This is a genomic window from Roseomonas fluvialis (genome assembly GCF_022846615.1).
GTDB lineage: Bacteria > Pseudomonadota > Alphaproteobacteria > Acetobacterales > Acetobacteraceae > Neoroseomonas > Neoroseomonas fluvialis.
Window position 1 is genome coordinate 5,392,489 of sequence record NZ_AP025637.1, and the last position, 25,033, is coordinate 5,417,521.

General features: G+C 72.1%; 25 protein-coding genes. 11 read left to right on the forward strand and 14 right to left on the reverse strand.

The window, feature by feature from the left end:
* The first annotated feature begins 4 nt into the window (after positions 1-4).
* Together MWM08_RS25830 and MWM08_RS25835 are read left to right on the forward strand one after the other, a co-directional pair.
* On the forward strand, positions 5-712 hold the full coding sequence (locus MWM08_RS25830; RefSeq protein WP_244457335.1) for a ribonuclease activity regulator RraA: 708 nt from the start codon (positions 5-7) through the stop codon (positions 710-712).
* Positions 712-1,125, forward strand: a complete 414-nt coding sequence (locus MWM08_RS25835) for an STY0301 family protein (protein ID WP_244457336.1) — start codon at positions 712-714, stop codon at positions 1,123-1,125. The genes MWM08_RS25830 and MWM08_RS25835 overlap by 1 nt, the downstream gene beginning before the upstream one ends.
* Here the strand turns inward: MWM08_RS25835 and MWM08_RS25840 are convergent.
* Entirely contained in the window at positions 1,116-1,571 is a 456-nt protein-coding gene (locus tag MWM08_RS25840; RefSeq protein ID WP_244457337.1) for a GNAT family N-acetyltransferase, read from the reverse strand. The genes MWM08_RS25835 and MWM08_RS25840 overlap by 10 nt on opposite strands.
* On the reverse strand, positions 1,568-1,789 hold the full coding sequence (locus tag MWM08_RS25845) for a hypothetical protein (protein WP_244457338.1): 222 nt from the start codon (positions 1,787-1,789) through the stop codon (positions 1,568-1,570). Before MWM08_RS25845 ends, MWM08_RS25840 begins: the two co-directional genes overlap by 4 nt.
* Positions 1,790-1,816: 27 nt before the next feature.
* On the opposite strand from MWM08_RS25845, the gene MWM08_RS25850 reads away from it, so the two are divergent.
* Together MWM08_RS25850 and MWM08_RS25855 are read left to right on the forward strand one after the other, a co-directional pair.
* Complete coding sequence (locus MWM08_RS25850; protein WP_244457339.1) at positions 1,817-2,401, forward strand: helix-turn-helix domain-containing protein; 585 nt, start codon at positions 1,817-1,819, stop codon at positions 2,399-2,401.
* A 193-nt stretch (positions 2,402-2,594) separates the two neighbouring features.
* Entirely contained in the window at positions 2,595-3,569 is a 975-nt protein-coding gene (locus MWM08_RS25855) for a Bug family tripartite tricarboxylate transporter substrate binding protein (RefSeq protein WP_244457340.1), read from the forward strand.
* A gap of 160 nt (positions 3,570-3,729) precedes the next feature.
* On the opposite strand, the gene MWM08_RS25860 is transcribed toward MWM08_RS25855, so the two are convergent.
* From MWM08_RS25860 to MWM08_RS25875, 4 genes are all read right to left on the reverse strand, one after another.
* Positions 3,730-4,374: a TetR family transcriptional regulator gene (locus MWM08_RS25860; protein ID WP_244457341.1), complete on the reverse strand. Its 645-nt coding sequence runs from the start codon at positions 4,372-4,374 to the stop codon at positions 3,730-3,732.
* Positions 4,374-5,399, reverse strand: a complete 1,026-nt coding sequence (locus tag MWM08_RS25865) for an NAD-dependent epimerase/dehydratase family protein (protein ID WP_244457342.1) — start codon at positions 5,397-5,399, stop codon at positions 4,374-4,376. Before MWM08_RS25865 ends, MWM08_RS25860 begins: the two co-directional genes overlap by 1 nt.
* An 81-nt stretch (positions 5,400-5,480) precedes the next feature.
* Positions 5,481-6,800, reverse strand: coding sequence for a murein transglycosylase A (gene mltA / locus MWM08_RS25870; protein ID WP_244457343.1), 1,320 nt, complete (start codon positions 6,798-6,800; stop codon positions 5,481-5,483).
* Positions 6,801-6,880: 80 nt separating this feature from the next.
* Entirely contained in the window at positions 6,881-7,534 is a 654-nt protein-coding gene (locus tag MWM08_RS25875) for a Tim44/TimA family putative adaptor protein (RefSeq protein WP_244457344.1), read from the reverse strand.
* Positions 7,535-7,708: 174 nt separating this feature from the next.
* Between MWM08_RS25875 and MWM08_RS25880 the strand changes: the two genes are divergently transcribed.
* Positions 7,709-8,266: a histidine phosphatase family protein gene (locus MWM08_RS25880; protein ID WP_244457345.1), complete on the forward strand. Its 558-nt coding sequence runs from the start codon at positions 7,709-7,711 to the stop codon at positions 8,264-8,266.
* Positions 8,267-8,545: 279 nt separating this feature from the next.
* Here the strand turns inward: MWM08_RS25880 and MWM08_RS25885 are convergent, their stop codons facing one another.
* Together MWM08_RS25885 and MWM08_RS25890 are read right to left on the reverse strand one after the other, a co-directional pair.
* The gene (locus MWM08_RS25885; RefSeq protein WP_244457346.1) at positions 8,546-9,727 is read right to left on the reverse strand and encodes a hypothetical protein; all 1,182 of its coding nucleotides are present in this window, start codon (positions 9,725-9,727) and stop codon (positions 8,546-8,548) included.
* Positions 9,724-10,950, reverse strand: a complete 1,227-nt coding sequence (locus MWM08_RS25890) for a hypothetical protein (RefSeq protein ID WP_244457347.1) — start codon at positions 10,948-10,950, stop codon at positions 9,724-9,726. Before MWM08_RS25890 ends, MWM08_RS25885 begins: the two co-directional genes overlap by 4 nt.
* Before the next feature lie 156 nt (positions 10,951-11,106).
* Here MWM08_RS25890 and MWM08_RS25895 point away from each other — a divergent pair, with 156 nt between their 5' ends.
* Positions 11,107-12,066, forward strand: a complete 960-nt coding sequence (locus MWM08_RS25895) for a Tim44 domain-containing protein (protein ID WP_244457348.1) — start codon at positions 11,107-11,109, stop codon at positions 12,064-12,066.
* A gap of 191 nt (positions 12,067-12,257) precedes the next feature.
* Here the strand turns inward: MWM08_RS25895 and MWM08_RS25900 are convergent, their stop codons facing one another.
* From MWM08_RS25900 to MWM08_RS25910, 3 genes are all read right to left on the reverse strand, one after another.
* A complete protein-coding gene (locus MWM08_RS25900; RefSeq protein ID WP_244457349.1) occupies positions 12,258-13,175 on the reverse strand; it encodes an alpha/beta fold hydrolase in 918 nt (305 codons plus the stop codon).
* A 17-nt stretch (positions 13,176-13,192) separates the two neighbouring features.
* Positions 13,193-13,867, reverse strand: coding sequence for an RraA family protein (locus MWM08_RS25905; protein ID WP_244457350.1), 675 nt, complete (start codon positions 13,865-13,867; stop codon positions 13,193-13,195).
* 71 nt (positions 13,868-13,938) lie between these two features.
* The gene (locus MWM08_RS25910; RefSeq protein ID WP_244457351.1) at positions 13,939-14,913 is read right to left on the reverse strand and encodes a diacylglycerol/lipid kinase family protein; all 975 of its coding nucleotides are present in this window, start codon (positions 14,911-14,913) and stop codon (positions 13,939-13,941) included.
* Between the two features lie 122 nt (positions 14,914-15,035).
* Here MWM08_RS25910 and MWM08_RS25915 point away from each other — a divergent pair, with 122 nt between their 5' ends.
* Positions 15,036-15,845 (forward strand): UDP-2,3-diacylglucosamine diphosphatase, encoded by an 810-nt coding sequence (locus MWM08_RS25915; protein ID WP_244457352.1) that lies wholly within the window; start codon positions 15,036-15,038, stop codon positions 15,843-15,845.
* Positions 15,846-15,851: 6 nt separating this feature from the next.
* On the forward strand, positions 15,852-16,919 hold the full coding sequence (locus MWM08_RS25920) for a glycosyltransferase family 4 protein (RefSeq protein ID WP_244457353.1): 1,068 nt from the start codon (positions 15,852-15,854) through the stop codon (positions 16,917-16,919).
* Between the two features lie 47 nt (positions 16,920-16,966).
* Here the strand turns inward: MWM08_RS25920 and trxA are convergent, their stop codons facing one another.
* The 3 genes from trxA to MWM08_RS25935 form a co-directional block, all read right to left on the reverse strand.
* The gene (trxA, locus tag MWM08_RS25925; protein WP_198372240.1) at positions 16,967-17,299 is read right to left on the reverse strand and encodes a thioredoxin TrxA; all 333 of its coding nucleotides are present in this window, start codon (positions 17,297-17,299) and stop codon (positions 16,967-16,969) included.
* A 74-nt stretch (positions 17,300-17,373) separates the two neighbouring features.
* Positions 17,374-20,523, reverse strand: coding sequence for an efflux RND transporter permease subunit (locus tag MWM08_RS25930; RefSeq protein ID WP_244457354.1), 3,150 nt, complete (start codon positions 20,521-20,523; stop codon positions 17,374-17,376).
* A gap of 4 nt (positions 20,524-20,527) precedes the next feature.
* Entirely contained in the window at positions 20,528-21,715 is a 1,188-nt protein-coding gene (locus tag MWM08_RS25935; RefSeq protein ID WP_244457355.1) for an efflux RND transporter periplasmic adaptor subunit, read from the reverse strand.
* 143 nt (positions 21,716-21,858) lie between these two features.
* Between MWM08_RS25935 and MWM08_RS25940 the strand changes: the two genes are divergently transcribed.
* Genes MWM08_RS25940 through lpxK form a run of 3 tightly spaced genes read left to right on the forward strand, consistent with a single transcriptional unit; the run spans position 21,859 to position 24,973 of the window.
* A complete protein-coding gene (locus MWM08_RS25940) occupies positions 21,859-22,536 on the forward strand; it encodes a lysophospholipid acyltransferase family protein (RefSeq protein ID WP_244457356.1) in 678 nt (225 codons plus the stop codon).
* Between the two features lie 50 nt (positions 22,537-22,586).
* Positions 22,587-23,981 (forward strand): 3-deoxy-D-manno-octulosonic acid transferase, encoded by a 1,395-nt coding sequence (locus tag MWM08_RS25945; RefSeq protein WP_244457357.1) that lies wholly within the window; start codon positions 22,587-22,589, stop codon positions 23,979-23,981.
* Positions 23,981-24,973 carry a tetraacyldisaccharide 4'-kinase gene (gene lpxK, locus MWM08_RS25950; RefSeq protein WP_244457358.1) on the forward strand — a complete coding sequence of 331 codons (993 nt, stop codon included), beginning with the start codon at positions 23,981-23,983 and terminating at the stop codon, positions 24,971-24,973. The genes MWM08_RS25945 and lpxK overlap by 1 nt, the downstream gene beginning before the upstream one ends.
* The last annotated feature ends 60 nt before the right edge of the window (positions 24,974-25,033 follow it).

Genomic DNA, 25,033 nt, shown 5'->3' on the forward strand with positions numbered 1-25,033 from the left:
TGGCATGAAGGACGAAACACGGGCCCGGCTGGCGGAGGTCTCCACCGCGACGCTCACCACGGTCCTGTTCAAGCGCGGCTTCCGCAACGTGTTCCTGGCGCTGCATCCGGTTGGGCACGGCGCCCCGAACATGGTCGGCCCGGCCTATACGCTGCGGACCATCCCGGCGCGCGAGGACCTCGATCACCTCGAGGTCTTCAAGGACCCCGAGCACCCGCAGCGCAAGGGCGTCGAGGAATGCCCGCCCGGCGCGGTCTTCGTCATCGACAGCCGCGGCGACGCGCGCGCGGCCTCGGCCGGCGGGATCCTCATCACCCGACTTCGCGCGCGCGGCGTGGCGGGTGCAGTCACCGATGGTGGCTTCCGCGACAGCCCGGAGATCGGCGCGATGGGCTGGCCGGCCTATCACGCCACGCCCTCGGCGCCGACCAACCTCATTCACCACCATTGCGTGGATTTGAACGTGCCGATCGCCTGCGCCGGCGTCGGCGTGCATCCCGGCGACATCATGGTGGGTGATGGCGAGGGTATCGTCTGCATCCCCGCGCACATCGCCGACGATGTCGCCGCCGAGGCCTTCGAGCAGACGGTCTTTGAGGATTTCGTGCAGGAACGCGTCGCCGCCGGCCACACGATCCGCGGGCTGTACCCGATGACGGACGCAGCGAACCGGCCGATCTACGAGGCCTGGCGCAAGGAGCACGGGCGTTGATGCTGCGCCTCGCGGTGATCGGCCTGGCCTTGACCATCGTGGCGCCGGCCAACGGGCAGGAGGAATTGCCCGCCTGCCCCGAGACCATCGCCGTGACCGATGCAACCCAGGGCGCCGCCCCCGCCGGCTGGCAGCATTTCCAGCGCGACATGCCGCACCGGCTGATCGACATCCGCTTCTATGCCGGCCCGCCGGCGGAAGGGCGCTTCGTGGAACCCGTCGCCGGCAGCGGGCGCGGCACGGTGGTCAGCATGCGCTACGGCCTCCCCGCCGTGGAAGGTCCGGTCTGGATGTCCTGCGTCTATGCGGCCACCGCGCATGTGCTGGTCCGCCAGCTCACCGGCCCCTTCCCGCCGCATGTGCGGGTCAACCACGACCGCGCCGATGGGCGCACCTTCATCACCTACAACTGAAGCGTCAGGAAGCGGTTCTCGCTGCTGGCGGCGTAGTCACCGAAGGGGCCGCAGGGCACGAAGCCCTGCGCCAGATACAGCGCCACCGCCGCCTGGAAATAGGCGCTGGTCCCGGTCTCCAGGCTGACCCGCGTCATGCCGGCCAAGCGCGCCTGGTCGACGATATGGCGCAGCAGCGCGGCCCCCACGCCGCGCCGACGTGCGGCCTGGGCGGTGTGCATCGACTTCACCTCGCCATGGTCTGGTGCCATGCGCTTCAACGCGCCGACGCCCAGCAGGTCCTCGCCCTCCCAGGCACTGAAGAACCGGATCTCCGGCACGCGCAGCCCGGACAGATCCAGCGCGAAGGCGAAGCCTTCCGCCGTCGCCTCCCGCGCCAGGCGCTGGTGCAGCGCGATCAGCGCCTGCACCCGCGCATCCTCCAGCCCGCCCTCGACGATCCTCACAGATGCCGCCCACGTTCGAGGATCTCGAGCGTGTAGTCGCGATAGGTCATGCCCAGTTCCTCGGCGCGCGCGAGGCGCCGCAGCGCGATTTCGCGCGGCGGCGTCTTCCAGGCGCGGCGATGCGCGCGGCGCCAGCAGAAGGACCGCCAGCCGGCGCCGGCATCCTCGTCATCGAGCGGCGGGCCACCATTGTGGCGGCGTGGGGGTGGCATGGTCATGACCGGAGTATCCACTATATTGGATACATGTCCACCAATGCAGCAGCCCCGCTCGACATGCTCCTCGCCCAGCGCATCCGTCACGAACGCGAGGCCCGCGGCTGGTCGATCGCCGACCTTGCCGCCGCCTCGGGCGTCTCCCGCGCCATGATCAGCAAGGTCGAGCGCGCGGAAGCGAGCCCTACCGCTGCCCTGTTAGGCCGGCTGTCCGGCGCGCTGCACCTCACTGTCTCCACCCTGCTGGCCCGTGCCGAGGCCGATGCCGGCCCCTCGCGCATCGCCCGCGCCGATGCCCAGCCGCTCTGGACCGACCCCGACACGGGTTACCGCCGACGCGCCCTGTCGCCCCCCGGCGCCGAGCCCGAATTGGTCGAGGTCGAACTCCCGCCCGGCACCCGCGTGGCCTATCCAGCGGCCTCCTTCGCATTCCTGCGCGGCCAAGTGGTCTGGGTGATAGCCGGGCGCCTGGCGGTCGAGGAAGGCGCCGATGAAGCGCTACTGCAGGCGGGCGACAGCCTCGCCTTCGACCTTGAGGCCCCGAAGGGCCACGCATTCCGCAACCCGTCGCGCGGCAAGCCGTGCCGCTACGTGGTGGCGCTGTCGCGGCGGTAGCGCCGCGACAGCGCGCCGACACACTCGGTCGGTGGGGTTCGGTCCACCGAAACGCCGGTCCCGCTGCCGCGCGAGCGTGGCACGGTCGGGCAACCTCGGGCCGCCTCTCGCACCGCTCGCCCGCGCCGGCAGATCGCGCTTCCACGCCGCAGCCCCGGATGCCACGCTGATGCCAATACTGGGAGGAACAACCATGACCCGCATCCGCCGCCGCGCCCTCGTGGCCGCGCCGTTCGCCGCACTCGCTGCGCCGCGGACCCTCGAGGCCCAGGGCGCATGGAGCCCCGCGCGCCCGGTCACCATCATCGTCCCCTTCCCGCCGGGCGGGTCCACCGACGTGACCGCGCGCCTGGTGGCCGAGCGCATGGCCCCGCTGCTCGGCCAGAACGTGGTGATCGACAACAAGCCCGGCGCACAGACCGTGATCGGCGCCGAGGCCGCCGCGCGCGCCGCGCCCGATGGCCACACGCTGCTGATGTCGTCCGGCACCACGCTGACCATCAACCCGCTGATCGGCCGCAACCTACCCTACAAGCCGGAGGATTTCGCGCCCGTCGTGCACGTGGCCACGCTGCCCTTCTGCATCGCGGTGAAGCCTGGCATCCCGGACACCATCGCCGGCTTCGTCGCGCATGTGCGCGCCAATCCGGGCAAGGTGACCTGGGGGCATAACGGGCGCGGGTCCTTCAACCACATCGCCGGCGCGCTGATCGCCGACCGCATCGGGCTCGACTGGCAGGATGTCGGCTATCGCGGCGATGCGCCGCAGTTGAACGACCTGCTGGCCGGCACGCTCGATTCCATCCTGGTTGGGGGTGCCACGGGCCTCGCGGCCGCGCGGTCCGGCCGCGCGCGCATCATCGGCTGGACCGGCGAGACGCGCCTGCCCAACCTGCCGGAGCAGCCGACCTTTGCGGAGTCCTATCCCGGCCTGGTGGCGGTGACCTGGTTCGGGCTGCTGGCGCCCGCGCGCACGCCGCCCGCCGCGATCGCGCGGCTGAACGCCGCCGGTGCCGCCGCCACCGCCGACGCCACGGTGCAGGAACGCCTGCTGAATGAGGGAATCCTGGCCGCCGGCGGCACGCCCGCCGACTTCCAGGCCTTCCTGTCGCGCGAGGCGGAGCGATGGGGCCCGCTGCTGCGGCGGCTCGACATTCAGCTGAACTGACGCGCCGCGGCGCGCACAAAACGGATCCCAGCGCGACCCGCGCCCAGACTGTCAGCCGCGCCCAGCGGACGAGTGCGGGGCGCGAAGGCAAACGGCCAGGATGGGCCGCGCCCGCCGATTGAGAGCGCTCAAAGACGCCGGCGCCCGGCGCCTGACTGCGTCAAATAGACTCCCGCAGATACCCCAGCACCACCTCCACCACATGCGCTTCCCGCGCCGCCAGCGCTGCCTCGGTGCCCAGGTCCGCGTCAAAGATGGTGGACAGCGTGTGCCGGTTCGCCACCCAGAAATGTCCGAGCCCAAGCATCGTCACATAGAGCTGCAGCGCATCCACGCCGCGCCGGAACCGGCCGGCTTGCTCGCCGCGCGTCAGCACCACGCGCAGGCTGTCCAACAGCGGCGAGTACATCGCCGGCACTTCCGCACTTCGCTTCAGATACGCCGCGCGATGGATGTTCTCCTGGTTCAGCAGTGCCACGAATTCCGGATGCGCCGCGGTGTAGCGCAGGTTGAAGCGCACCAGCCGCGCCATGGCCTCCTCGGGCGGCAGATGCTCGACCTCGAGCGCGCGCTCCTCCGCGCGCTTGGCGGCATAGGCGTGCTCCAGCACGACCAGCCAAAGCTCCTCCTTCGACCCGAAATGGGCATAGAGCATGCGCTTGTTGGCACCCGACCGCACGGCGATCTCGTCCACCCGCGCGCCTGCCAGGCCGTGCGCGGCGAATTCCACCAGCGCGGCATCGAGGATGCGCTGACGCGTCGCCGCGGCGCGGGCCGAGAGCGGCCGCCGCGCCGATCCTTCCATCAGAAGCGCCCGTCCCGCACTTCGAATTTGGTCGCCTTGCCAAGCGACCGGCCGCCCTGCGCGACCCAGCCCGCCACCCAGTCGAGCATCCGTGCCAGCGGCACGCGCGGATAGCCGAACAGCGCGAAGGCGCGCGCGGCGTTGGACAGCAGTGCGTCCGGCGCCTCGCTACCGTTGAACATCGCGTCGCGCCCCAGCCGCTGCGCGAATGCGCCTGCCACCTGCCGCACGCTCACCGTCTCCGGTCCCGTCACATTCAGGATCGGGCAGTCCGTCGACGCATGACGCAGCGCGCGCAGCGTCCAGGCATTCGCATCGCCCTGCCAGATCACGTTGGCATGGCCCATCGTCACCGGCACCGGCACGCCGTCGCGGACCTTGCAGGCGATGTCGTGCAGCACGCCATAGCGCAGGTCGATCGCGTAGTTCAGCCGGATGCCGAAGCACGGCGTGCCGCGCGAGGCCGCAGCGTGCTGGAATACCCTTTCGCGCCCCAGGCAGGATGCCGCGTAGTCGCCGATCGGCGAGGGCGGCGTGTCCTCGGTGGCGCCGCCCGAGCCCACGGGCACCAGCGGCAGCACGTTGCCCGTGGAAAAGAACACGATTCGCGAGGCAGCCCAGCGTTCCGCCACCATCGCCGGCAGCAGCACGTTCATCGCCCAGGTCAGTGCCTCGTTGCCCGTGCTGCCGAATTTGCGCGCCGCCATGAACACGACATTGGGCGCATCGGGCAGCGCCGCCAGCGCCGCGCGGTCGGTGAGGTCGGCGGCCAGGCATTCGATGCCCCAGGATTTCATGCGCGCGCGCAGCCCTTCCTCGGACCAGCGCGCCACCGCGATGACGCGCCGCGACGGGTCGGCGCGCTTCGCCAGGCGGCACAGCGTCGGCCCCATCTTGCCCGCCGCTCCCAGCACCAGGATGTCCCCGGGCACGGCAGCGAGGTCCGTCACCAGCGCGGGATCGGGGCGCGACAGCACCTCCTCCAGCGAATCCTCGTCGGCGATGGTGGTGGGCCAATCCTGCACGGCGTTTCCTCCCCGCGCGCATCCTCGCGCTGGGGCGGGGGGCTGTCCATCAGTGGCGCGCCTGCCGGCGCGACGCGGGCGCTACTGCGCCTGTGCCGTTGCTTCCTGCGCGGCGCGCGGCAGCAGAACGAAGACCTCCGCCTCGTCGCGCATGCGCCCGGCGCGTTCGCCGGCCTCCGGCCCCCAGCCCTGGAAGAAGTCGGTGCGCGCAGGGCCGCGGATCGCCCCGCCGGTATCCTGCGCCACCACCAGGCGCCCCACCGGCGGCGTGTCGCGCCGCGCCAGCGGGTCCTTCACCATCACCCACATCGGTGCGCCGAGTGGGATGAAGGCGCGGTCTACTGCAACGCTGCGCTGCGGCGTCAGCGGCACGCCCATGGCGCCGATCGGCCCCTGCTCCAGCGTCAGCCCCTCGACGCGCCGGAAGAACACGTAGGACGGGTTGCCGCGCAGCAGCTCGGTCGCGCGCTCATGCCCGGCGTTCGCGAGCCAGGCGCGGATCGCCTGCATCGACATCTGCTCGCGCGGGATCTCTCCCCGTTCGATCAGCAGCCGGCCGATCGCGACATAGCCGCGCCCGTTGTGGCCGGCGTAGCCGACGCGCACCACCTCGCCGTCCGGCAGCACCACGCGCCCGGACCCCTGGATGTGCAGGAAGAAGGCGTCCGCCGGGTCGTCCACCCAGACCAGTTCGAGCCCTCGGCCTGCCAGTGCGCCGGTGTCGATTGCGGCGCGGTCGTGGAAGGGCTCCATTCGGCCCTCGACCATCATGCCGAAGCGGCGGCGCAGCGGGTTGCCGGGCACGGGTTGTTCGACCAGCTCGGGCGGGCGGCTGTGCAGCGGAGTGCGGAACACCTCGCTGGGTTCGACGGCGCCGCGCAGGATGGGTTCGTAGTAGCCGGTCATGATGCCCGTACCGGCGGCGAAGGGTTCGAAATGCGCTTCCAGGAACTGCCGCACCGCCTGGTGGCGTTCCGCCAGCCAGGCGGCCACGCGGCGATCATGGGCGCGGCCGGACCCCGCGCGCGGCGGGCGCGGCAAGGCCCGTTCGAGCGCCCGCAACTCGAGGCACAGTCCCTGCCACGACGCCGCCGTGCCGGCCCGCAGCGCCGCATCGGCCTGTCCGCCCAGCACGAAGTCCGGGCGCATCGGCCGCAGTGCCGCACAGCTTGCCTGCAGCGCGGGCAGCGCATCGTGGTGCGTGTCGGCCGCCCAGCCGGGCAGGTCCTCGAAGGTGATGCGCCGCAGAAGGGGCGGGGGCTGCGGCTCCTCGGCCGGGCGCGCCTCGGGTTCGGCCGTGGCGCCGCCGTGCTGGGCCGGCGCGCCCGTGGCGGCCAGCATGCCAAGCAACAGGATGGCCGCGGCGTTGATGCCGTGGCCGGGCGATCCCACCCTGATCATGCGCCGATGCTACTCCAGCCCGGCCGGCGCCGCGACTCTCCGGGGGCTGGTGGATTGTCGCGGACGCCCCGGTCCGGGGCTTAGGCGGACCGGGTTCCCACCAGCTTCCAGGTGGGATCGGAGCCCGCAACGTCGCGCTGGAAGGTCCAGAGGTCGATGATCTCGGTCACAGCCTCGGCCCCCGCGGTGATCGACCCGTCGCGCGCGATGGTCAGGTTCACCTGGTCGGAGACGATGCGCACCGTGATGTCCGCGATGCTGCCGCGCAGTTCCGCTTCTTCGATCGCCATGTCCTGGATCGACCGCAGTTCCGTGCGCTGCGTCTCGCCGGCCGCCTCGCGCTGCGTGATGGCGCCTTCGAAGCCGCCATAGGCCTCGTCGGAGAGGAGGTTGCGCAGCGTCTCGCGGTCGCCGGCGGCGAAGGCCGTCACGATCATGCGGAAGGCGCCCTCGGCGCCCCCCAGGAAGGCGGCGGGGTCGAAGGCCGGGTCGACGCCACGGATACGCATCAGCGCCTGGCCCACCGGGCTGCGCTGGTCCGGCAGGCCACGGCGTGCGGCGCCCGCCGGGGTGGGAAGGGGCACGACGTCGGCCTCGCGCGGCTGGGGCGCAGGCACGGCCTCGGGCGGGCGCTCGAATCCGGTCCGGCGGCCGAGCACGCTGCGCAGGCGCAGCACCAGGAAGGCTGCAACCATCGCAAACAGGATCAGGTCGATCGGCAAGCCGCCAGTCATGGGACACTCCTCGCAGCCATGTCACTTAGGGCGCAGTTGCCCCGGCCGCAACATGGCAGCCCGCACGATTGCCCGGGAAAAGCACGAAGCGTGCCGCGCCGGTGCCGCCGCCGAGGTTGCGGCGCGCCGCCGCGCCCGCTACCCGGATGGCGGCCTTTCCGGGACGCCCGCCGCATGATCCTGCTCCGCCACGGACAGAGCGAGTTCAACCTGCTGTTCACCCAGACCCGGAAGGACCCGGGCATCGTCGACCCGGTGCTGACACCGCTTGGCCACGAGCAGGCGGCCGAGGCGGCGAAGATGCTCGCGACCGAGGATATCCGCCGCATCCTGGTCTCCCCCTATCGACGCGCGATCCAGACCGCGCTGCCCGCGGCGCGGCGTCTGGGCCTGAAGCTTACCGTGACCCCGCTGGTGCGCGAGCGCTATGCCTTCACCTGCGACATTGGCAGCCCGGCCACCGAACTGCGCATGACCTTCCCCGATGTCGACCTCGCGCACATCGACGAGGTCTGGTGGCCCCCGCAGGAGGAACCGGCCGACCAGGTCGAGGCCCGCGCCGCGCTGTTCCGCGCCGAGATGGCGGCGCTGGACGACTGGGCGCATACGCTGGTCGTCACGCATTGGGGCTTCGTGATGGCGCTGACGGGACTGAGCGTGGCGAACGGCCAGATCCTGCGGGTGGACCCGACCGAGCCCGCGCCGGCCCTGGTGCCCTGGAAACATCACTGATTTTCGGGGCCCTCAGGCGCCGGGCGCCGGGCGCCGGGCGCCGGCATGCGCCGGCTTGGCTTTCGCGCCGTGCACCGGTGCCCTGGGCGCCGATGATGGGTGGGGCGCGGTCGCGCTGTGCGCTCCCGGATCGCTGCGCGATCCCCTCTGCCTGGACCCTCAGGCGCGTCGTGCCGGAGGCACGCCTTCGGCGTAACGCGCCGGCCTGCCTTGCGCGCCCGGATCTCGATGCGATCCATCTTGATGGCCCTCGGGCGCCGTGCGGCGCGACTGCGCGCGTCACGCGCCTGGTCGGCGGCTTTCGATCAGGCGGCCCTGGAACAGCGTGATCCCCATCTCCCAGCCCCAGGCGATGGCGGCCGGGCGATCCACGCCGGCCAGCACCACCGATTCGGGCGCGGCAGGCAGGGCGGCGCGCAGGGCCTCTGCACCCGGTGAGCCGAGCGCCGGCAGCGCATCCGACCAGCGCAGCCGCAGCAGGGCGGTGCCGGCGCGGGCCGGCGGCAGGGCCAGCACCGCACCGGGCACTGCCACGTCCAGCATGGGGCGGTGGCCGCGCAGCAGCAGCACCTCCCGCGCGAAGGCGAAGCCGGCGGGATCGGCGGCGATCTCCTCGGCGGCGATCGCGACGGTCAGCGCGCCGCGCAGCGCCGCCGGCCACATCGCATCCAGCCGCAGGAATTCCGGCGAGGTCACCGCATCCACGCCCAGCGTGAGCGACAGCGGGCCAAGGCCGCGCAATTCCTCGGCATGGGTCAGCCCGGCCAGCAGCCGTGCATCGATGCTGCGGCGGAATCGCCGCGCCAGCCAGGGCGCGCGCGCTGTGTCGCAGCCGGGCAGCAGCGCCGCGCAGACATCCTCGAGTGCGACGCGCCGGTCCTCCCAGACCGGATCGGGCGCGCCGCCGCCGGGCACCAGGCGGCAGACCTTGCGCCGCCGGACAAACGAGGTGAGGTCGGCCGAGAGCAGCGCGCGCTCCGCCTGCCCGATCGTGGCGCCATCGGGGGCGCGGCCGCTGGCCGGGGCCGGCGCCGCGCGCATGGCGGCATCGAGGCCGAGCGCCTCCTCGACCGCCGCCAGCACCGCCGCCGCCTGGTCGGGCAAGCGAAGCAGCTCGATTGCGGCGGCTGCCTCCTGCGGGTCCAGCATGCCGGCGAGGACCTCGTGCGCCGAGGCCAGGTGATGGCCGGGCGCGCCCTCCACCGCGGCCAGGCCGGCCCGCGGCAGGTCGAAGACGCGGGTGCGCGAGGTGCGGCGCAGCCCGTCCCAGGCCTCGCGCAGCATCGCCAGGCGCGCCGGGCGCCGGTGCTGCGGCGATAGCCGCGCGGGGCGGAACACGAGCACGCGGCGCTCGACGCCGGCGGCGACGGTCTCGCGCACCAGGGCGGCCAGGCTGACCGCGCCCGCCGCGCCGGGCGGGGCGCCGAGCGCGCCGATCACCGGCAGGTCCGCGAGCATCATGCCGGCACCATCGCACCGAGCAGCGCGGGGTTGGCGCAGCCGGCGCGACCCTCGGGCGTGGCGGCGGTGCCGCGCGTGGCGCAGGCGGCGCGCGTGCACCCCCCGCCCTGGGCGCAGCCGGCCATGCGGGTGGCCGCCATCACGGCATCGATCCAGGGACCGGCGAAACGCGCGACGCCGATCGACAGGCCCCATTCCAGCGCGTCCTGGCCCTCCACGCCCTCCAGCACCAGGCGGGCGGGGTCGATGCGGCGTAGCGCGGCGCTGGCGGCCCGCCCGGCCAGGGCTGGCGACCAGGACAGTAGCAGCAGGTCGGTGGCCAGGGCCTCGGGCGAAAGCAGGGCCAGCGCGGCGGCATCGATCCCGCGTGTGGCGAGGCCCCAGCCGGCGTGGTGCAGCGCCGCGCGCCGCGCCGCGAGGCCCGGGGTGAGGGCCTCGGGCAGCGACAGGGTTGCGATCAATGCTGGGGCGCCGGGCGGGTCGCCCTCGATGGGCGCCGGGTCGGGCAGCAGCGCGGCGGGCAGGTCGAGCAGCAGCGGCACCGGCGCGGCCAAGCCGAGCAGCGCCTCGCGCCCCGAAGGCTCGGCCAATAGGCCGGGCAGGCGTGCCCGCAGGCGGTCCAGGGCATGGTGCAGCAGGTCGCGATCCTCGGCGGCGGGGCCGAGATGGCGGGCCAGCGCCGCCGCGGGCAGGCGCAGGCGCAGCAAGGCGAGGCGGCGCGGATGGCCGGTGGCGATATGCAGGATGCCCTCGCGCCGGAGCAGGGCGGGCAGCGGGGCGGCATTGGCGCGCGCCTCGATCCCGGCGGGCGGTGGGGCGGCGGGCGGGCGCGGCGCGGCGGGCACCGGCGCGGGCAGGTCGAGCAGCACCGGCACGGCGCCGGGCAGGTCGAGCCGTTCGGGCGCGGTGCCGAACAGGCGTAGCAGCGCGGCCTCGGCGCGGGCGGCGTCGGGGCCGTCGGCCTCGGTCAGCAGCAGGTCGCCGGTGGCGGTTTCGAGCAAAGTCCCGCCGCGCGGGCGGCCGGCATCCTCGAGCACGGCGAGCGCCACGCGGCGCGCGGCGTCGTTGCGCGGTGCTGGCAGGCGCAGCGCGACCCGGCCGGGCGGGCCGCGCAGGGCACGGCGGATGGCCTCGATGCCCGGGCCCGGCGGGGCACCGTGCAGCGCGGCAGGCGCCTGCGGCCCGGCCGCGGCATCGGCGGTGGAGAAGACCAGCGATCGCATCCCTGCATCCTGCGAGGGCGCGGCGGGCAGCCCGCGCGCAGGCCGCAGGATGGCGGCGGCGGATGAAGGAAGGGTTTGTGCGATTCACCCCATCGAAATGACGCCCAGTTCATCTTATATTGCCTGGAACAAAACCCGCTGGAGACGTGACCCGAGATGCGCCGACCCGCTTTCCTGCTGACCGCGATGGCCGCCCTGGCCCTGGTCCTGACGCCCGTGCTGGCCGAGGCGCGGCCAGGCGGCGGCGGTTCCTCGGGCAGCCGCGGCAGCCGCACCTATTCCGCGCCGCCGCCCACCCAGACCGCGCCGGGCGCCGCCCAGCGCATGGACCGCACGGCAACGCAGCCGGGCACGCCGGCCACCACCGCGGCCGCGACGCGCCCCGGCATGGCCGGCGCCGCCGCGCCCAACCGCGGCTTCTTCGGGTCCTTCGGCGGCGCGCTGCTGATGGGCGGTCTGATCGGCGGCCTGCTCGGCTTCGGACTGTTCGGCGGCGGTGCCGGCTTCGGCGCCATCCTGGGCATGCTGCTGCAGGTCGCGCTGATCGGCGGGCTGATCTTCCTGGTGGTGCGTCTCGTGCGTGGCCGCCGGCAGCAGCCGGCGATGGCCGGCGGGCCGCAGGGCTATGCCTTCCAGGGCCAGCCGGAGCCGAAGCAGTTCGGCGGCGCGGGCGGCATGAAGGCCGCGCCGGCCGCCGCGCCGGTCGCGATCGGCCCCGAGGACTACCAGGGCTTCGAGCGCACGCTGGTCGAGGTGAACGCCGCCTGGTCGAAGCGCGATCTTACGGCCCTGCGCGCCGTGGCGACGCCCGAGATGGTGTCCTACTTCGCGCAGGACATGCGCGACCTCGAGGCGCGCAACTGGCGCAACGAGACGCGCGACGTGCGCCTCGAGCAGGGCGACCTGGCCGAGGCCTGGCACGAGGATGGCGAGGACTACGCCACCGTGGCGATGCGGTTCTCGCTGTTGGACGCGACCTTCGACAACGCCACCAACAAGGTGGTCGAGGGCAGCACGACGCAGCGCACCGAAGCGACCGAGGTCTGGACCTTCGTGCGCAAAGGTCCGGGCGGGCGCTGGATGCTCTCGGCGATCCAGCAGACCGCCGCAGCCTGACGCTTCGGCGCAGGGCGTGACGAGACAGGGGCCTCCCGCTGCAGCGGGGGGCCCTTTTCGGTTGCGGCGCCGACGATGCGCGTGGTCCCGGGCGCGGCCACGCAGCCGGGACCGGGCGGTCATGCGCGCAGGCTCGGTCGGGCCGCCACCCACGCGAAGCGGCGTCGGCCGGTTTCGCGACGATGCGCCGCTCAGCGTTCCAGGAACGCCCGCACCGGCCTGAGCGAGACCTCGGGCGCTTCCTCCTGCGGCACGTGGCCGAGGCCGGGCAGCACCACAAGCTCCGCGCGCGACAGCACCGCCAGCCAGTCCTGGCCGTGGCTTGCCGGGATCAGCCGGTCCTGTTCGCCCCACAGCAGCAGCACTGGCTGCGTCAGGCGGGGCAGCAGGGGGCGCGGGTCCTCGAGCACATGCTGGGACATGCGCGCGAGGATGGCCGGGCGCACGCCGGGCGCGCGCAGCAGGGCATGGGCGCGGTCCACATCGGCGTCCGTCATGCGGGTCGCATCGGCATAGGCAGGGGCGAGTGTCGCGCGCACCATGCTGCGCGGCATCATCCAGGGCAGCAGATGCACCACCGCCGGCACCGGCTCCGGCGCACCATAGGGGCGGCCAGGGCTGGCGAAGCCGTCCGGGGCCACCAGCACCAGGCGCCGCACACGCGCGGGTTCGGCCAGCGCGAATTTCCACGCGATCCGCCCGCCCATGGAATTGCCCACCACATCGGCCTGCGCGATGCCGAGCCGGTCCAGCAGCGCCGCCAGCACCACGGATGCGCGCGCATCGGAATAGTCGCCGGTCGGGTCCGGGCCGGTCAGCGCGAAGCCGGGCAGGTCGATGCGCAGCACGCGGAAGCGGTCGGACAGCAGCGCTGCCCAGCCGTCCCAGGTGTGCAGGCTGGACCCGAAGCCGTGCAGCATCAGCACCGCGGGGCCGTCGCGCGGTCCGGTGTCGCGGATGTGCAGCCGCAGCCCGGCGACATCGACGAAGTCCGAGGGCGGGCCGGCATGCGCCGCCCGCAGCACGGCGGGGTCCTCGTCGGGTGTGTAGAGCCACATGGCCGCACCGATCACCAGCAGAAGAAGCCCGGCACCAATCCAGGCGAGCACGCGCCGGGCGCGCCGCATCAGGCGCCCTCGCAGCCCTTGGCGCGGAGCGCTTCCAGCACCCAGGCGCGGTCGTATGTGCCGGCATCGATCGCGGCCTGGGCGCGCTGTTCCTTGGCGTTGTGCGCCTCGGCGGCGGCGATGACCTCGGCGGCATGCGCGCGCGGGACCACCACCACGCCGTCGGCATCGGCAACGATCAGGTCGCCCGGCATCACCACCTGGCCGCCGCAGGCGATCGGGTGGCCGATCTCGCCGGGGCCGTCCTTGTAGGGGCCAGACGGTGTTGCGCCACAGGCCCAGACGCCGATATCCATGGCGGCCAGCGCATCGACATCGCGCACCGCGCCATCCAGCACGATGCCCTGCACGCCGCGTTTCTGCGCGTGGCCGATCATGAGTTCGCCCATCAGCGCGATGGACAGATCACCCGCGCCGTCGCCCACGATGATGTCGCCCGGTTCGGCCATGTCGCAGGCGCGGTGCAGCAGCAGGTTGTCGCCCGAACGCGCCTTCACGGTGAAGGCCGGCCCCGCGATGACCTTGCGGCCGCCGAACGGGCGCATCCCACCGCGCATCGTCTGGATGCGGTTCATCACGTCGCCGATATTGGCCGCTGGCAGCTTCAGCGCGCGGGCGCACAGGTCGGGGGCGACGCGCTGCGTCACGGGGGCGATGCGGAATCCGATGGTCATGCGATGGACATCCCGGAGGCTGGAAGGGTGCCGCAATCGAGCATGGCGGCGCCGCGCGGCATAGGGGCGGCTCAGGGCACGACGATACGCATCGGCTTCGGCGCGGGCCCGATCGTGACCGGCAGGCAGCCCGCCGCATCGCCATCCGCCTGCGCGGGGATGCCCGTGCCGTCGAACCGTATCTGCGTCGCGCGGCGAATTTCGACGCTGCGCAGCCGCGACAGCAGGCCGAGCGGCAGGGCCGCGCCGTAGCGCAGCGCGGCCAGCGCGCCGGAATCGCGGAACAGCACGACGTGGAAGCCCTCCGCGCGTGGGTCGGCGCCGGGCGCGAGCAGGAAGCGACCGGCATAGAGCCGGCCCTTGGTGACGATGACGCTGGCGGCGTGCGCGTCCCGCCCGTCGATCACGCAGCGGATCGGCGCGAAGGGGTAGCGCGGCATCTCGCGCAGGGTCTGCCAGACATAGGCGCCCTTGCCGATGGCACGCTTCAGCCCCGGCGCGAGACGGTGCACCACGGCGGCGTCGAAGCCCGCGCCCAGCATCTGCACGAACAGCAGTTCCCGCCCGTCGGCATGGTGCGCCAGGCCCGGATGCAGCAGCGCGGTGCGGCCCATGGCCAGCACCGCCGCCGCGCCGGCCGGGCTGCGCGGCAGGCCGAGCTCAAGCGCCAGAACATTGGCCGTGCCAAGCGGCAGCACGCCGAGCGCGCTGTCCGATCCCGACAGCCCGGCTGCGACCTCGGCGATGGTTCCATCCCCGCCGGCGGCGACCACGACGCCGACACCGTCCTGCGCCGCTGCGCGCGCGAGGCCGACGGCATGGCCGCGATGCGTGGTCTCCGCGACCTCGGGCCGCAACGCCAGGCCGCGCAGCAGGTCGAGCGCGGCCAGCAGCCGGCGGCGGCGGCGCGCCCCGGCGGCGGGATTGAAGACGATGAGCATGCGCGGTGGCATCGGCAGGGCTTCTGGCAGCGCGACGGTGGCGATTCGGCGACGGCGGCGTTGCGCGATGATGACATACCGGCGCGGCAGGCGCTTGCGCCGCATGCTTCATGCAGGATTCACACGCGGGCGGGCGGCCGCGCGGTATCGCCCCGCGCATCTGCAGCACGCCGCCGGAGTCGCGCGGAGCCCCGCGCGCAACGGCGCCGTCCGGGAGCGATGTTCGGATGCACGAGACCACTGCGCGCCGCCGCTATCGCAGCATCTTCCTGTCGGACGTGCATCTCGGCACCAAGGGATCGCGCTGCGACTTCCTGGTGGATTTTCTGAAGCGGGTGGAGTGCGACCGGCTGTACCTGGTGGGCGACATCGTCGATGGCTGGCGGCTGCGCCGATCCTGGTACTGGGATGCCGACCATGACGAGGCGATCCGCCTGATCCTGCGCATGGCGCGCCACGGCACCGAGGTGGTCTACATCCCCGGCAACCATGACGAGATGCTGCGCGACTGGCTCGGCTTCGAATTCGCCGGCGTGAAGCTGCTGCGCGAGGCGGAGCACGTCGCCGCCGACGGGCGCCACTTCCTGGTGATCCATGGCGACGAGTTCGACGGCGTCATCCGCTACGCCAAGGTGATCGCGCATCTGGGCGACTGGGCCTACGACTGGGCGCTGTTCCTGAACCGCTGGTTCAACGCGGCGCGGCGGCGCCTGGGATATCCCTACTGGTCGCTGTCGCAATGGCTGAAGCGCCAGGTGAAGGAGGCGGTCAAGGCGATCGACCGCTTCGAGACCGCGCTGGCCAACGAAGCGAAGCGGCGCGGCATGGACGGCGTGATCTGCGGCCATATCCACCATGCCGAGATGCGCACCGTGCAGGGCGTGCTCTACATGAACGATGGCGACTGGGTGGAATCCTGCACCGCGCTGGTCGAACACGCGGACGGGCGGTTCGAACTGGTGGACTGGGTGCAGGAGAATCGCCTGTCCTACGCGCGCGCACCCAAGCGCGCGGCCGCGCCCGTGCCGGTGTCCTGACCCGCCATGGATGATGCGCCTGTCGCGATGGACAGCATCGGCACGCGCGTGTCGCCGCTGCGCATCCTGATCGTCTCGGATGCCTGGTTCCCGCAGGTGAATGGCGTGGTGCGCACCATGTCGATCGTGGTGGACCACCTGCGCGCCGGTGGCGACACGGTGGAGGTGATCGGTCCCGACCGCTTCCTGAACATCCCGATGCCTGGCTATGCCGAGATCAGGCTGGCGATCGCGCCGGGGCGCCGGCTCCGCAAGCTGGTCGATGCCTTCGCGCCCGACGTGGTGCACATCGCGACGGAAGGGCCGCTGGGCTGGGCGATGCGCGCGTTGTGCGTGAAGCGCGGCTGGCCCTTCACCACCGCCTTCCATACGCGCTTCCCGGACTACCTGCATGCGCGCACGCGCGTGCCGGTTGCGTGGTCCTGGGCGGTGATGCGGCGCTTCCATAATGCGGGCGCGGGGACCTTCGCGGCAACGCGGTCACTGCGGGAGGAGCTCGTTGCGCGGGACTTCACCAAGGTGCGGGCCTGGACGCGCGGGGTGGACTTGGCGCGGTTCCGACCCGAGCCGCGCGATGCGTGGGAGGGGCTGGCCCGGCCCGTGTTCCTCTATGCCGGGCGGATGGCGGTGGAGAAAGGGATCGAGGCCTTCCTGTCGCTCGACCTGCCGGGCACGAAAGTCGTGGTGGGGGATGGGCCGGCGCGCGCGGGGCTGATGGCGCGGTTCCCGGACGTGCACTTCACCGGCTATCGCGACAACGGCGCGTTGGCGCGGTCCTATGCCGGGGCCGATGTGTTCGTGTTCCCGTCGCGCACCGACACATTCGGGCTGGTGCTGCTGGAGGCCTTGGCGTCGGGCACGCCGGTCGCGGCATTTCCGGTGACGGGGCCGATGGACGTGGTGGCCGACCCGCGCGTCGGTGCGCTGGACAAGGACCTGCGCGCGGCCTGCCTGCGCGCGCTGACGGCAGACCGCGCCGCCTGCCGCGCGCATGCCGAAGCCTGGTCGTGGGATGCCTGCGCCGCCCAGTTCCGTTCGGCGCTGGTGCCGCTTGTGCCGTCAGTCGCCAGCTGACAGAAAAAGGAGGGGGTTCGGGGGAGTTCCCTCCCCCGACCTTCCCGTTACTCCCCGATCGCCCCCGAGATCCAAGCCTTCAGCGCGCCCTTCGGCATGGCGCCGACCTTGGTCTCGACCGGCTTGCCGTCCTTGAACAGGATCAGGGTCGGTATCCCGCGCACCGCGTATTCGTTCGGCGTCATCGGGTTGTCGTCGATGTTGACCTTCGCGATGGTCAACTTGCCGGCATATTCGGCCGCGATCTCGTCGAGCATGGGGGCCACCATGCGGCAGGGCCCGCACCATTCGGCCCAGAAATCCACCAGCACCGGGCCCGAGGCCTCCAGGACGTCCTGCTTGAAGGTGTCGTCGGAGACGGGCTTGGTCATGTCACCCATGGGGGGTCTCCATCAGGGGCGGGGACGGAAGGTCCCCGCGGTTGGGACAGAAATCGGGTGCCGCGGGGTCCGGGTCAAGCGTGGGGGGGCTCGGTGGCGGGTTTGGGCCGGAACAACATGCCCTTGATGCGCTCGCGCAGGGTCTGGAACACCACATACAGCATCGGGATCATGAAGATGCCGATCGAGGACGCCGCCAACATGCCCCAGAAGACCGGCGTGCCCACGGCGCGGCGGCTGATCTCCGACGCACCCTCGGCCACCACCAGCGGATAGAGGCCAAGGATGAAGGCGAAGGACGTCATCATCACCGCGCGGAAGCGCAGCTTGGCGCCGAGGGTGGCGGCCTCGGTGATCGGCACGCCCTTGTTTTCGCGCTGGTCCTTGGCGAATTCGATGATGAGGATGCCGTTCTTCGCCGCGAGCGCGATCAGCACGACGATGCCGACCTGGGCATAGAGGTCGAGCGAGAGCCCTGCCGGTCCGATCGCCGCCATGGCGCCGAGCACGCCCACCGAGACCGACAGCAGCACAGGCACCGGGATGGTCCAGGATTCGTACAGCCCGACCAGAAACAGGAAGGCGAACAGCACGGCGAGCGCCAGGATGGTGCCGGTCTGGCCCGAAGCCGCCTTCTCCTGGAATGCGGTGCCGGTCCATTCGTAGGAATAGCCGGCCGGCAGCGTCGCCTGCGCGACGCGCTCCATGGCCGCGAGGCCGTCGCCCGAGGACCGCCCCGGGGCCGATTCGCCGTTGATGGTCAGGCTGCGGACGTTGTTGTAGCGGATGATGGAGGACGGGCCGAATTCGATGCGCGCCTCGGCCAGGGCGCGCAGCGGAATCATGTCCCCGTCGCGGTTGCGCAGGTTCACGCGGTAGATGTCCGGGACGCCCATGCGGTCGGCCTGCTCGGCCTGCAGGCTGACCTTCCAGGTGCGGCCGAACAGGTTGAAGTCGTTCACATAGGCGCCGCCCATGGCGGCCGAGACCGCCGAGAAGACGTCGTTCAGCGACAGGCCCAGCACCTGCGCCCGGTCACGGTCGATCTCGAGGAACACCGAGGGGTTGTTCGCCGAATAGGTCGAGAAGACCCGCGTCAGCGCCGGGTCCTGGTTGGCCGCCAGCACCAGCGCGCGCATCACCGCCGCCATTTCACCAACCGGGCGGCCTTCCAGGTTCTGCAATTGGAATTCGAAGCCGCCGGCGGTGCCCAGGCCGATGATGGGCGGCAGGTTGAACGGGATGATCTGCGCCGCGATCTCGTTGGTGCCCTGCGCGATCGCGCCGATGATGCCGTTGACGCCCAGCGCCGGCGTGGTGCGTTCGTCGAAGGGCTTCAGCGTGATGATGAGGAAGGCGCTGTTGGATTGTGCCAGGCCGTTCAGCATGGAATAGCCGGCGATGGTGATGACGTCCTGCACGCCGTGCAGGCCGCGCGCCACCGCTTCCACCTGGCGCGAGATGTCCTGCGTGCGGTTCAGGCTGGCCCCTTCGGGCATGCGGATCTCGACGAAGAAGGCGCCCTGGTCTTCCTGCGGCAGGAAGCCGGTGGGGGTGCGGCTGCCCACGCCGATGATGCCCGCCATGAACACCGCGAGCAGGATGATCGAGATGAAGGCGCGGCGGACCAGCTTGCCGACGATGGCGGCGTAGCCGTCGCGCACCCAGTCGATGCCGCGCGAGACGCGGCCCATGATGCCCTTCTTCGGCCCGTGGTGGGACGACAGCAGCACCGCGCAGAGCGCCGGCGACAGGGTCAGCGCGTTGATCGCCGAGAAGAACATCCCGACCGACACGGTCACCGCGAATTGCCGGAACAGCTCGCCCGAGATGCCCGGGATGAAGGCGAGCGGGACGAAGACCGACAGCAGCACCAGCGTGATGGCGATGATCGGCGCGGTGATGCCCTCCATCGCCGCCTTGGTGGCGTCGGCCACCGACAGCGCGTGGTTCTCCTCCATCTTGGCCTCGACGGCCTCGACCACCACGATGGCGTCGTCCACCACGATGCCGATCGCCAGCACCATGGCCAGAAGCGAGACGGTGTTCGCGGAATAGCCCATGGCGTTCAGCACGACGAAGGTCGCGATCAGGCTGACCGGCACCGCGACCAGCGGGATCAGTGTTGCGCGGATCGACCCCAGGAACAGGAAGACCACGATGACCACCAGCACGAAGGCCTCGACCAGGGTCTTGATCACCTCGTGGATGGTCAGCTTCACGAAGCCAGTGGTGTCGTAGTTCACCGCATAGGCCACGCCATCCGGGAATCGGGTGGCGAGCTGGTTCATCGCCCGCGCCACCGCATCCGCCGTGCCCACGGCATTCGCACCGGGGGCGAGGTAGATCTGGATGCCGATCGCGTCCTGGCCGTTGACGCGGGTGCTCTGGTCCTGACTCCAGGCGCCCAGTTCGATACGCGCCACGTCGCGCACGCGCAGCACCGAGCCGTCGGGGTTGGCGCGGATCACGATGTTGCCGAACTGGTCGGTGCTCTCGAGCCGCCCGGTGGTGCGGATGTTGAGCTGGTAGGACGTGTCGTTACTGGCCGGCTGCGCGCCGATGCGCCCGAGCGGTGCGACCTGGTTCTGCGCCTGGATGGCGTTGACGATGTCGTTCGGCGTCAGGTTCAGCGCGGTCAGCCGATCGGTCTCGAACCAGATGCGCATGGAATAGTCGCGCGCGCCGAACATGATGACGTCGCCCACGCCGTTCACGCGCTTGAGCACATCGAGGATGTTGATGGTGGCGTAGTTCGACAGGAACAGCGTGTCCTGCGTGCCGGTGGTGGACCGCAGCGTGATGACCTGCAGCAGCGCCGAGGATTTCTTGCGGACCGACAGCCCCTGCCGCTGCACCTGGTCCGGCAGCTGCGCCAGCGCCAGCTGCACCCGGTTGTTCACGTTGGTGGTGTTCTGGTCGGGGTCGGTGCCCACCGCGAAGGACACCGTCAGCGTATAGGACCCATCATTGCCGCTGGTGGACCGCATGTAGATCATGTTGTCCACGCCATTGACCTGGCTTTCGATCGGCTGCGCGACCGTCGCCTCCACCACCTCGGCCGCGGCGCCGGGGTAGTTCGCCGTCACCGTCACCTGCGGGGGGACGATGTCGGGGAACTGCGCGACCGGGATCTGCATCAGCGAGACGATGCCCGCGATGGTCATGACGATGGCGATCACGACCGCGAGCCGCGGGCGGTCGACGAAGACCTTGCTGATCATCGGTTCAGCCGCCCGGCGCGTTCGCGGGCACCGCGCCGGCGGGTGGCGCCTCCTGCTGGCGGGGTGTCACGGGCTGGCCGGGGCGGGCGCGCTGCGAACCCTCGATGATGATGAGCTGGCCGGGCTCGAGCCCCTCGGTCACCACGGTCTGGCCGTCCGGGCCGGTGGTGGTGCGCACGCGCTTCACCTCGACCCTGTTCTGGTTCCCCACCACCAGAACGAAGGGGCCTTGCTGGTCGATCTGCAGGGCCGATTGCGGGATCACGATGGCCTGCTGCGGCTGCGTCGCGCGCACCACCACCGCCACCGCCTGGCCGTCGGTCAGCAGGTGCTGGGCGTTGGGCACCTGGGCCACCACCTGCACGCTGTCGGTCGAACGGTTGGCCGAGACGTCGATGAAGTCGATCCGCCCCGCGGTCGGCAGCAGCGTGGCATCAGGCAGGCGCACGAGCACCTGCACGCCATCCGTGCCGGACTGGCCCTCGGCGCGGCGGAAGCGCAGCAATTCGCGCTGCGTCACCGGAAAGGTCACGCGGATCGGGTCGTCGCGCACGACCTGCACCAGGATGCCGCTGTCCGGCCCGACCACGTTGCCGGGGCTGAGCGGCGACCGCCCCGCGCGGCCATCGAAGGCGGCACGGATCGTGGTGTAGCCGTACTGGATCTGCGCCTGTTCCAGCTGGGCCTTGGCCGAATTCAGCGCCGCCTGGGATGCCGCCTGCACCGTGATGCGGTCATCCACTGTGGATTGCGGGATGGCGTTGGTGCGCAGCAGTTCCTGGCCACGCTCGACCTGCAGGGTGGCGTTGCGCAGTTCGGCCTCGGCGCGTTCCACGGCGGCCTGGCGCAGCGCCACCTCGGCGGCGAAGGGCGCCTGCTCGATGGTAAACAGCAGGTCGTTCGCCTTGACCTGGGCGCCTTCCTCGAAATGCCGGGCATAGAGGAAGCCGGTGACGCGGGCGCGCACCTCCTGCTTGTCGATCGCCTCGACCCGGCCGATGAATTCCGCGCCCGGACTGATCGAGACACGTTCGACGCGCGCCACCACCACCGCCGGCGGGGCGCCCGCGGGCTGCTGCGTCGGGGCCGAATCCTTGCACGCCACGGCCACAAGCACGGGCAGCACGCCCACCAGCAGCGCCGTCCGAATCCGCCGCGCGGCCGAACCCTCGGCACCCCGGACCCACGCCATCACGCACCATCTCCGCATCGATACTGACGCATCCTGCCACGACGATGGTGCATCGCGAAACCACTGCTACGGGGGGTGGCGCTTCGCCGGTGCCGCTCGGCGTGCTACGGCCCGACCGTGACCGTTCCGTGCCACAGGCCCCGATGGCGAAGCGCCTGATCCGCCACCCCGCCACGCAGGGCGCCCTGGCGTGGCTCGTCGCGCTGTACCTGCGGCTGGTCTGGGCCACCACGCGCTGGACGCTGGTCGGCGAGGAGCACGCCCGCGCCTGCGCGGATCGGCCGATGATCCTGGCCTTCTGGCACGAACGCCTGCCGCTGGCGGCGCTGGGGTGGAGGCTGCTGGCGCGGCGTGTTCCGCAGCAGGGCGGGCGGAGGGCGCAGGTGCTGATCTCGCGCCACCGCGACGGGCGGCTCATTGCGGCGGCGGTGCGTCCCTTCGGTATCGACGTGGTGCATGCCTCATCCTCCAAGGGCGGCGCGACGGGGCTGCGGGCGCTGGCGCGGATCCTGGCCGGCGGCGGGGTCGCGGTGATCACGCCCGATGGGCCGCGCGGACCGGCACGCAGTGCGGCGCCCGGCGTTGCGCAACTGGCGGCACTCGCCGGCGTACCGGTGCTGCCCTGCGCGGTCGCTTCCTCGCGCATGCGGCTCGCGCGGTCGTGGGACCGGATGCGCTTCCCCCTGCCCTTCGGGCGCGGCGTGGCGGTGATGGGGGCGCCGGTGGCGGTGGCGCGCGACGATGCCGCCGCCGCCATCCCGGCCATTGCCGCGGCGCTCGACGCGGCCTGCGCGCGGGCGGATGCGATGGTGGGCGCGTGAGGCAGCCAGGCAGCAAGGTCGGGGGAGGGAACTCCCCCGAACCCCCTCCTTTGTCTGGAACCTGGCGTGGGGCCTGGGCGGCCGCGCTGTGGTGGGGCGCGGCGGCGGCGGTGGCGCCGGCGTTGCGGGTGCACCTATGGAGGCGCGCACGTCGCGGCAAGGAAGTCACGGCACGTCTGCCGGAACGCTACGGGCACGGCGCGGCGCGCCCGCCGGGACGCCTGGTGTGGCTGCACGCGGCGAGCGTGGGCGAGACCATGTCGGTCCTGCCGTTGATCGGGGCGCTGGCGGCGCGCGACCCGGCGCTGCATGTCCTGGTCACCACAGGCACCGTCACCTCGGCCACGCTGTTCGCGGAGCGCCTGCCGCCGGCACTGGCCGCGCGCGTGGCGCATCGCTTCGTGCCGCTGGACGTGCCGCGCTGGGTGGCCCGCTTCCTTGACGCTTGGCGGCCGGATACGGCGGTCTTCGTGGAATCGGAGCTCTGGCCGAACCTGATCGCCGCTACCCATGCCCGCCGCATACCGATGGCGCTGGTCAATGCGCGCATGTCGGTTCGCGCGGCCCGGCGCTGGGCCCGCGCGCCGGGGCTGGCGCGGCAGGTGCTCTCGGCCTTCACGCTGGTGCTGGCGCAATCCGAGGGCGACGCGGCCCGCCTCCGCGCCCTGGGCGCCACCGGCGCGACCAGCCCCGGCAACCTGAAATTCGCCGCTGCCCCCCTGCCGGCCGAACCGGCCGACCTCGCGCGCCTGGCGGCGCTGGTCGGCGACCGGCCGGCCTGGGTCGCCGCCAGCACGCATCCGGGCGAGGAAGCGTTGGTCATCGCCGCGCATCGCCGCCTGGTGGCCGACCATCCCGACCTGCTGACCATCATCGTGCCACGACATCCCGACCGGGGGGCCGAAGTCGCGGCCCTGGGCGGCGGGATCGATCTGGCGCGGCGCAGCCTGGGGCAGGACCCGGATGCGGGCACGCAGGTGCTGGTGGCCGATACGCTGGGTGAGCTCGGCCTGTGGTACCGCCTGGCGCGGCTCGCCTTCGTCGGCGGGTCGCTGGTGGCGCATGGCGGGCAGAATCCGCTGGAACCGGCGCGCCTCGGCTGCCCGGTGCTGGTCGGGCCCCACACCTGGAACTTCACCGACATCCTGGACGGCATGGCGGCAGCCGGCGGGCTGTTTCGTATCGACGCCGGACCGGACCCGGCGGCCGCGCTGGCCGAGGCCGTGGCTGGCATGCTAACCAACCCTGAAGGGCGGGGCGCACAGGCACGCGCAGCCGCCGCGTTTGCGGCCAACCAGGCCGAGCTGCCGGTCCGGATCGCGGAGGCGCTGTCGCCGCTGCTGCCCGGCCCGGGCGACGTCACGGCCGCACCGGGCGGCCAGCGCGCGGCGTCACCGGAAACATCCGGGGCGTCGGGGGAAAGGACAAGGGTGAACGGTACCTGATGCGCGCTCCGGAGTTCTGGAGCGGCGGCAGCGGCGGGGGGCTTGCGCCCATGCTGCTTTCGCCGGTCTCCGCCCTGTATGCGGCCGCGACGGCACGACGCATGGCGCGCGCCGGCTGGCAGGCCCCGGTGCCGGTCATCTGCTGCGGCAACGCAACCGCCGGCGGGGCGGGCAAGACGACCCTGGCGCTGGACCTGGGGCGACGCCTGAGCAACCGCGGCATCGGCACGCATTTCCTGCTGCGCGGCTATGGCGGGCGCATCAAGCACGCGACGCGTGTGGACCCGGCCATCCATGACAGTACCGCGGTGGGCGACGAAGCCCTGCTGCTGGCGGCCGAACGCCCGACCTGGGTCGCGGCCGACCGCGCCGCCGGCGCCCAGGCGGCGATCGCAGCCGGCGCGCAGACCATCGTGATGGATGACGGGCTGCAGAACCCGACGCTGGCCAAGGACCTGTCACTATTGGTGGTCGACGGGTCCTACGGCTTCGGCAACGGGCGCATTATCCCGGCGGGGCCGCTGCGCGAACCGGTCCACGCCGCCGCCGCACGCTGCCGAGCGGCGGTGCTGATCGGGCCGGACGAGACCAATGCGCTGGCGCAGTTGCCGCCCGGCCTGCCGGTCCTGCGCGCGCGGCTGCGGCCGGGGCCGGAGGCGGAACTGCTGGCCGGGCAGCCGGTCTTCGCCTTCTGCGGCATCGCCAACCCACGCAAGTTCTTCAGCACGCTGCAGGAAGCGGGCGTGTTCCTCGCGGGCAAGCAATCCTACGCCGACCACTACCCCTTCGACGAAGGGGACCTGCGCGACCTGCTGGCGGAAGCCGACAGCCTGCGCGCCACGCCGGTGACCACGCGCAAGGACTTCGTGCGCATTCCGCCAGCCTTCCGCAACCGTGTGACGGTGGTGACGGTGCGCCTCGAATGGGAAGAACCGGCGGAGATCGAGGGGCTGCTGGATCCGCTGGCGGGCAGCATTCCGATGCCGGCCTAGGGCAGGCCCCGATCAGATGGAATCATCTGATCGGTCTGAGGTGCGCACAAACGGGAGTGG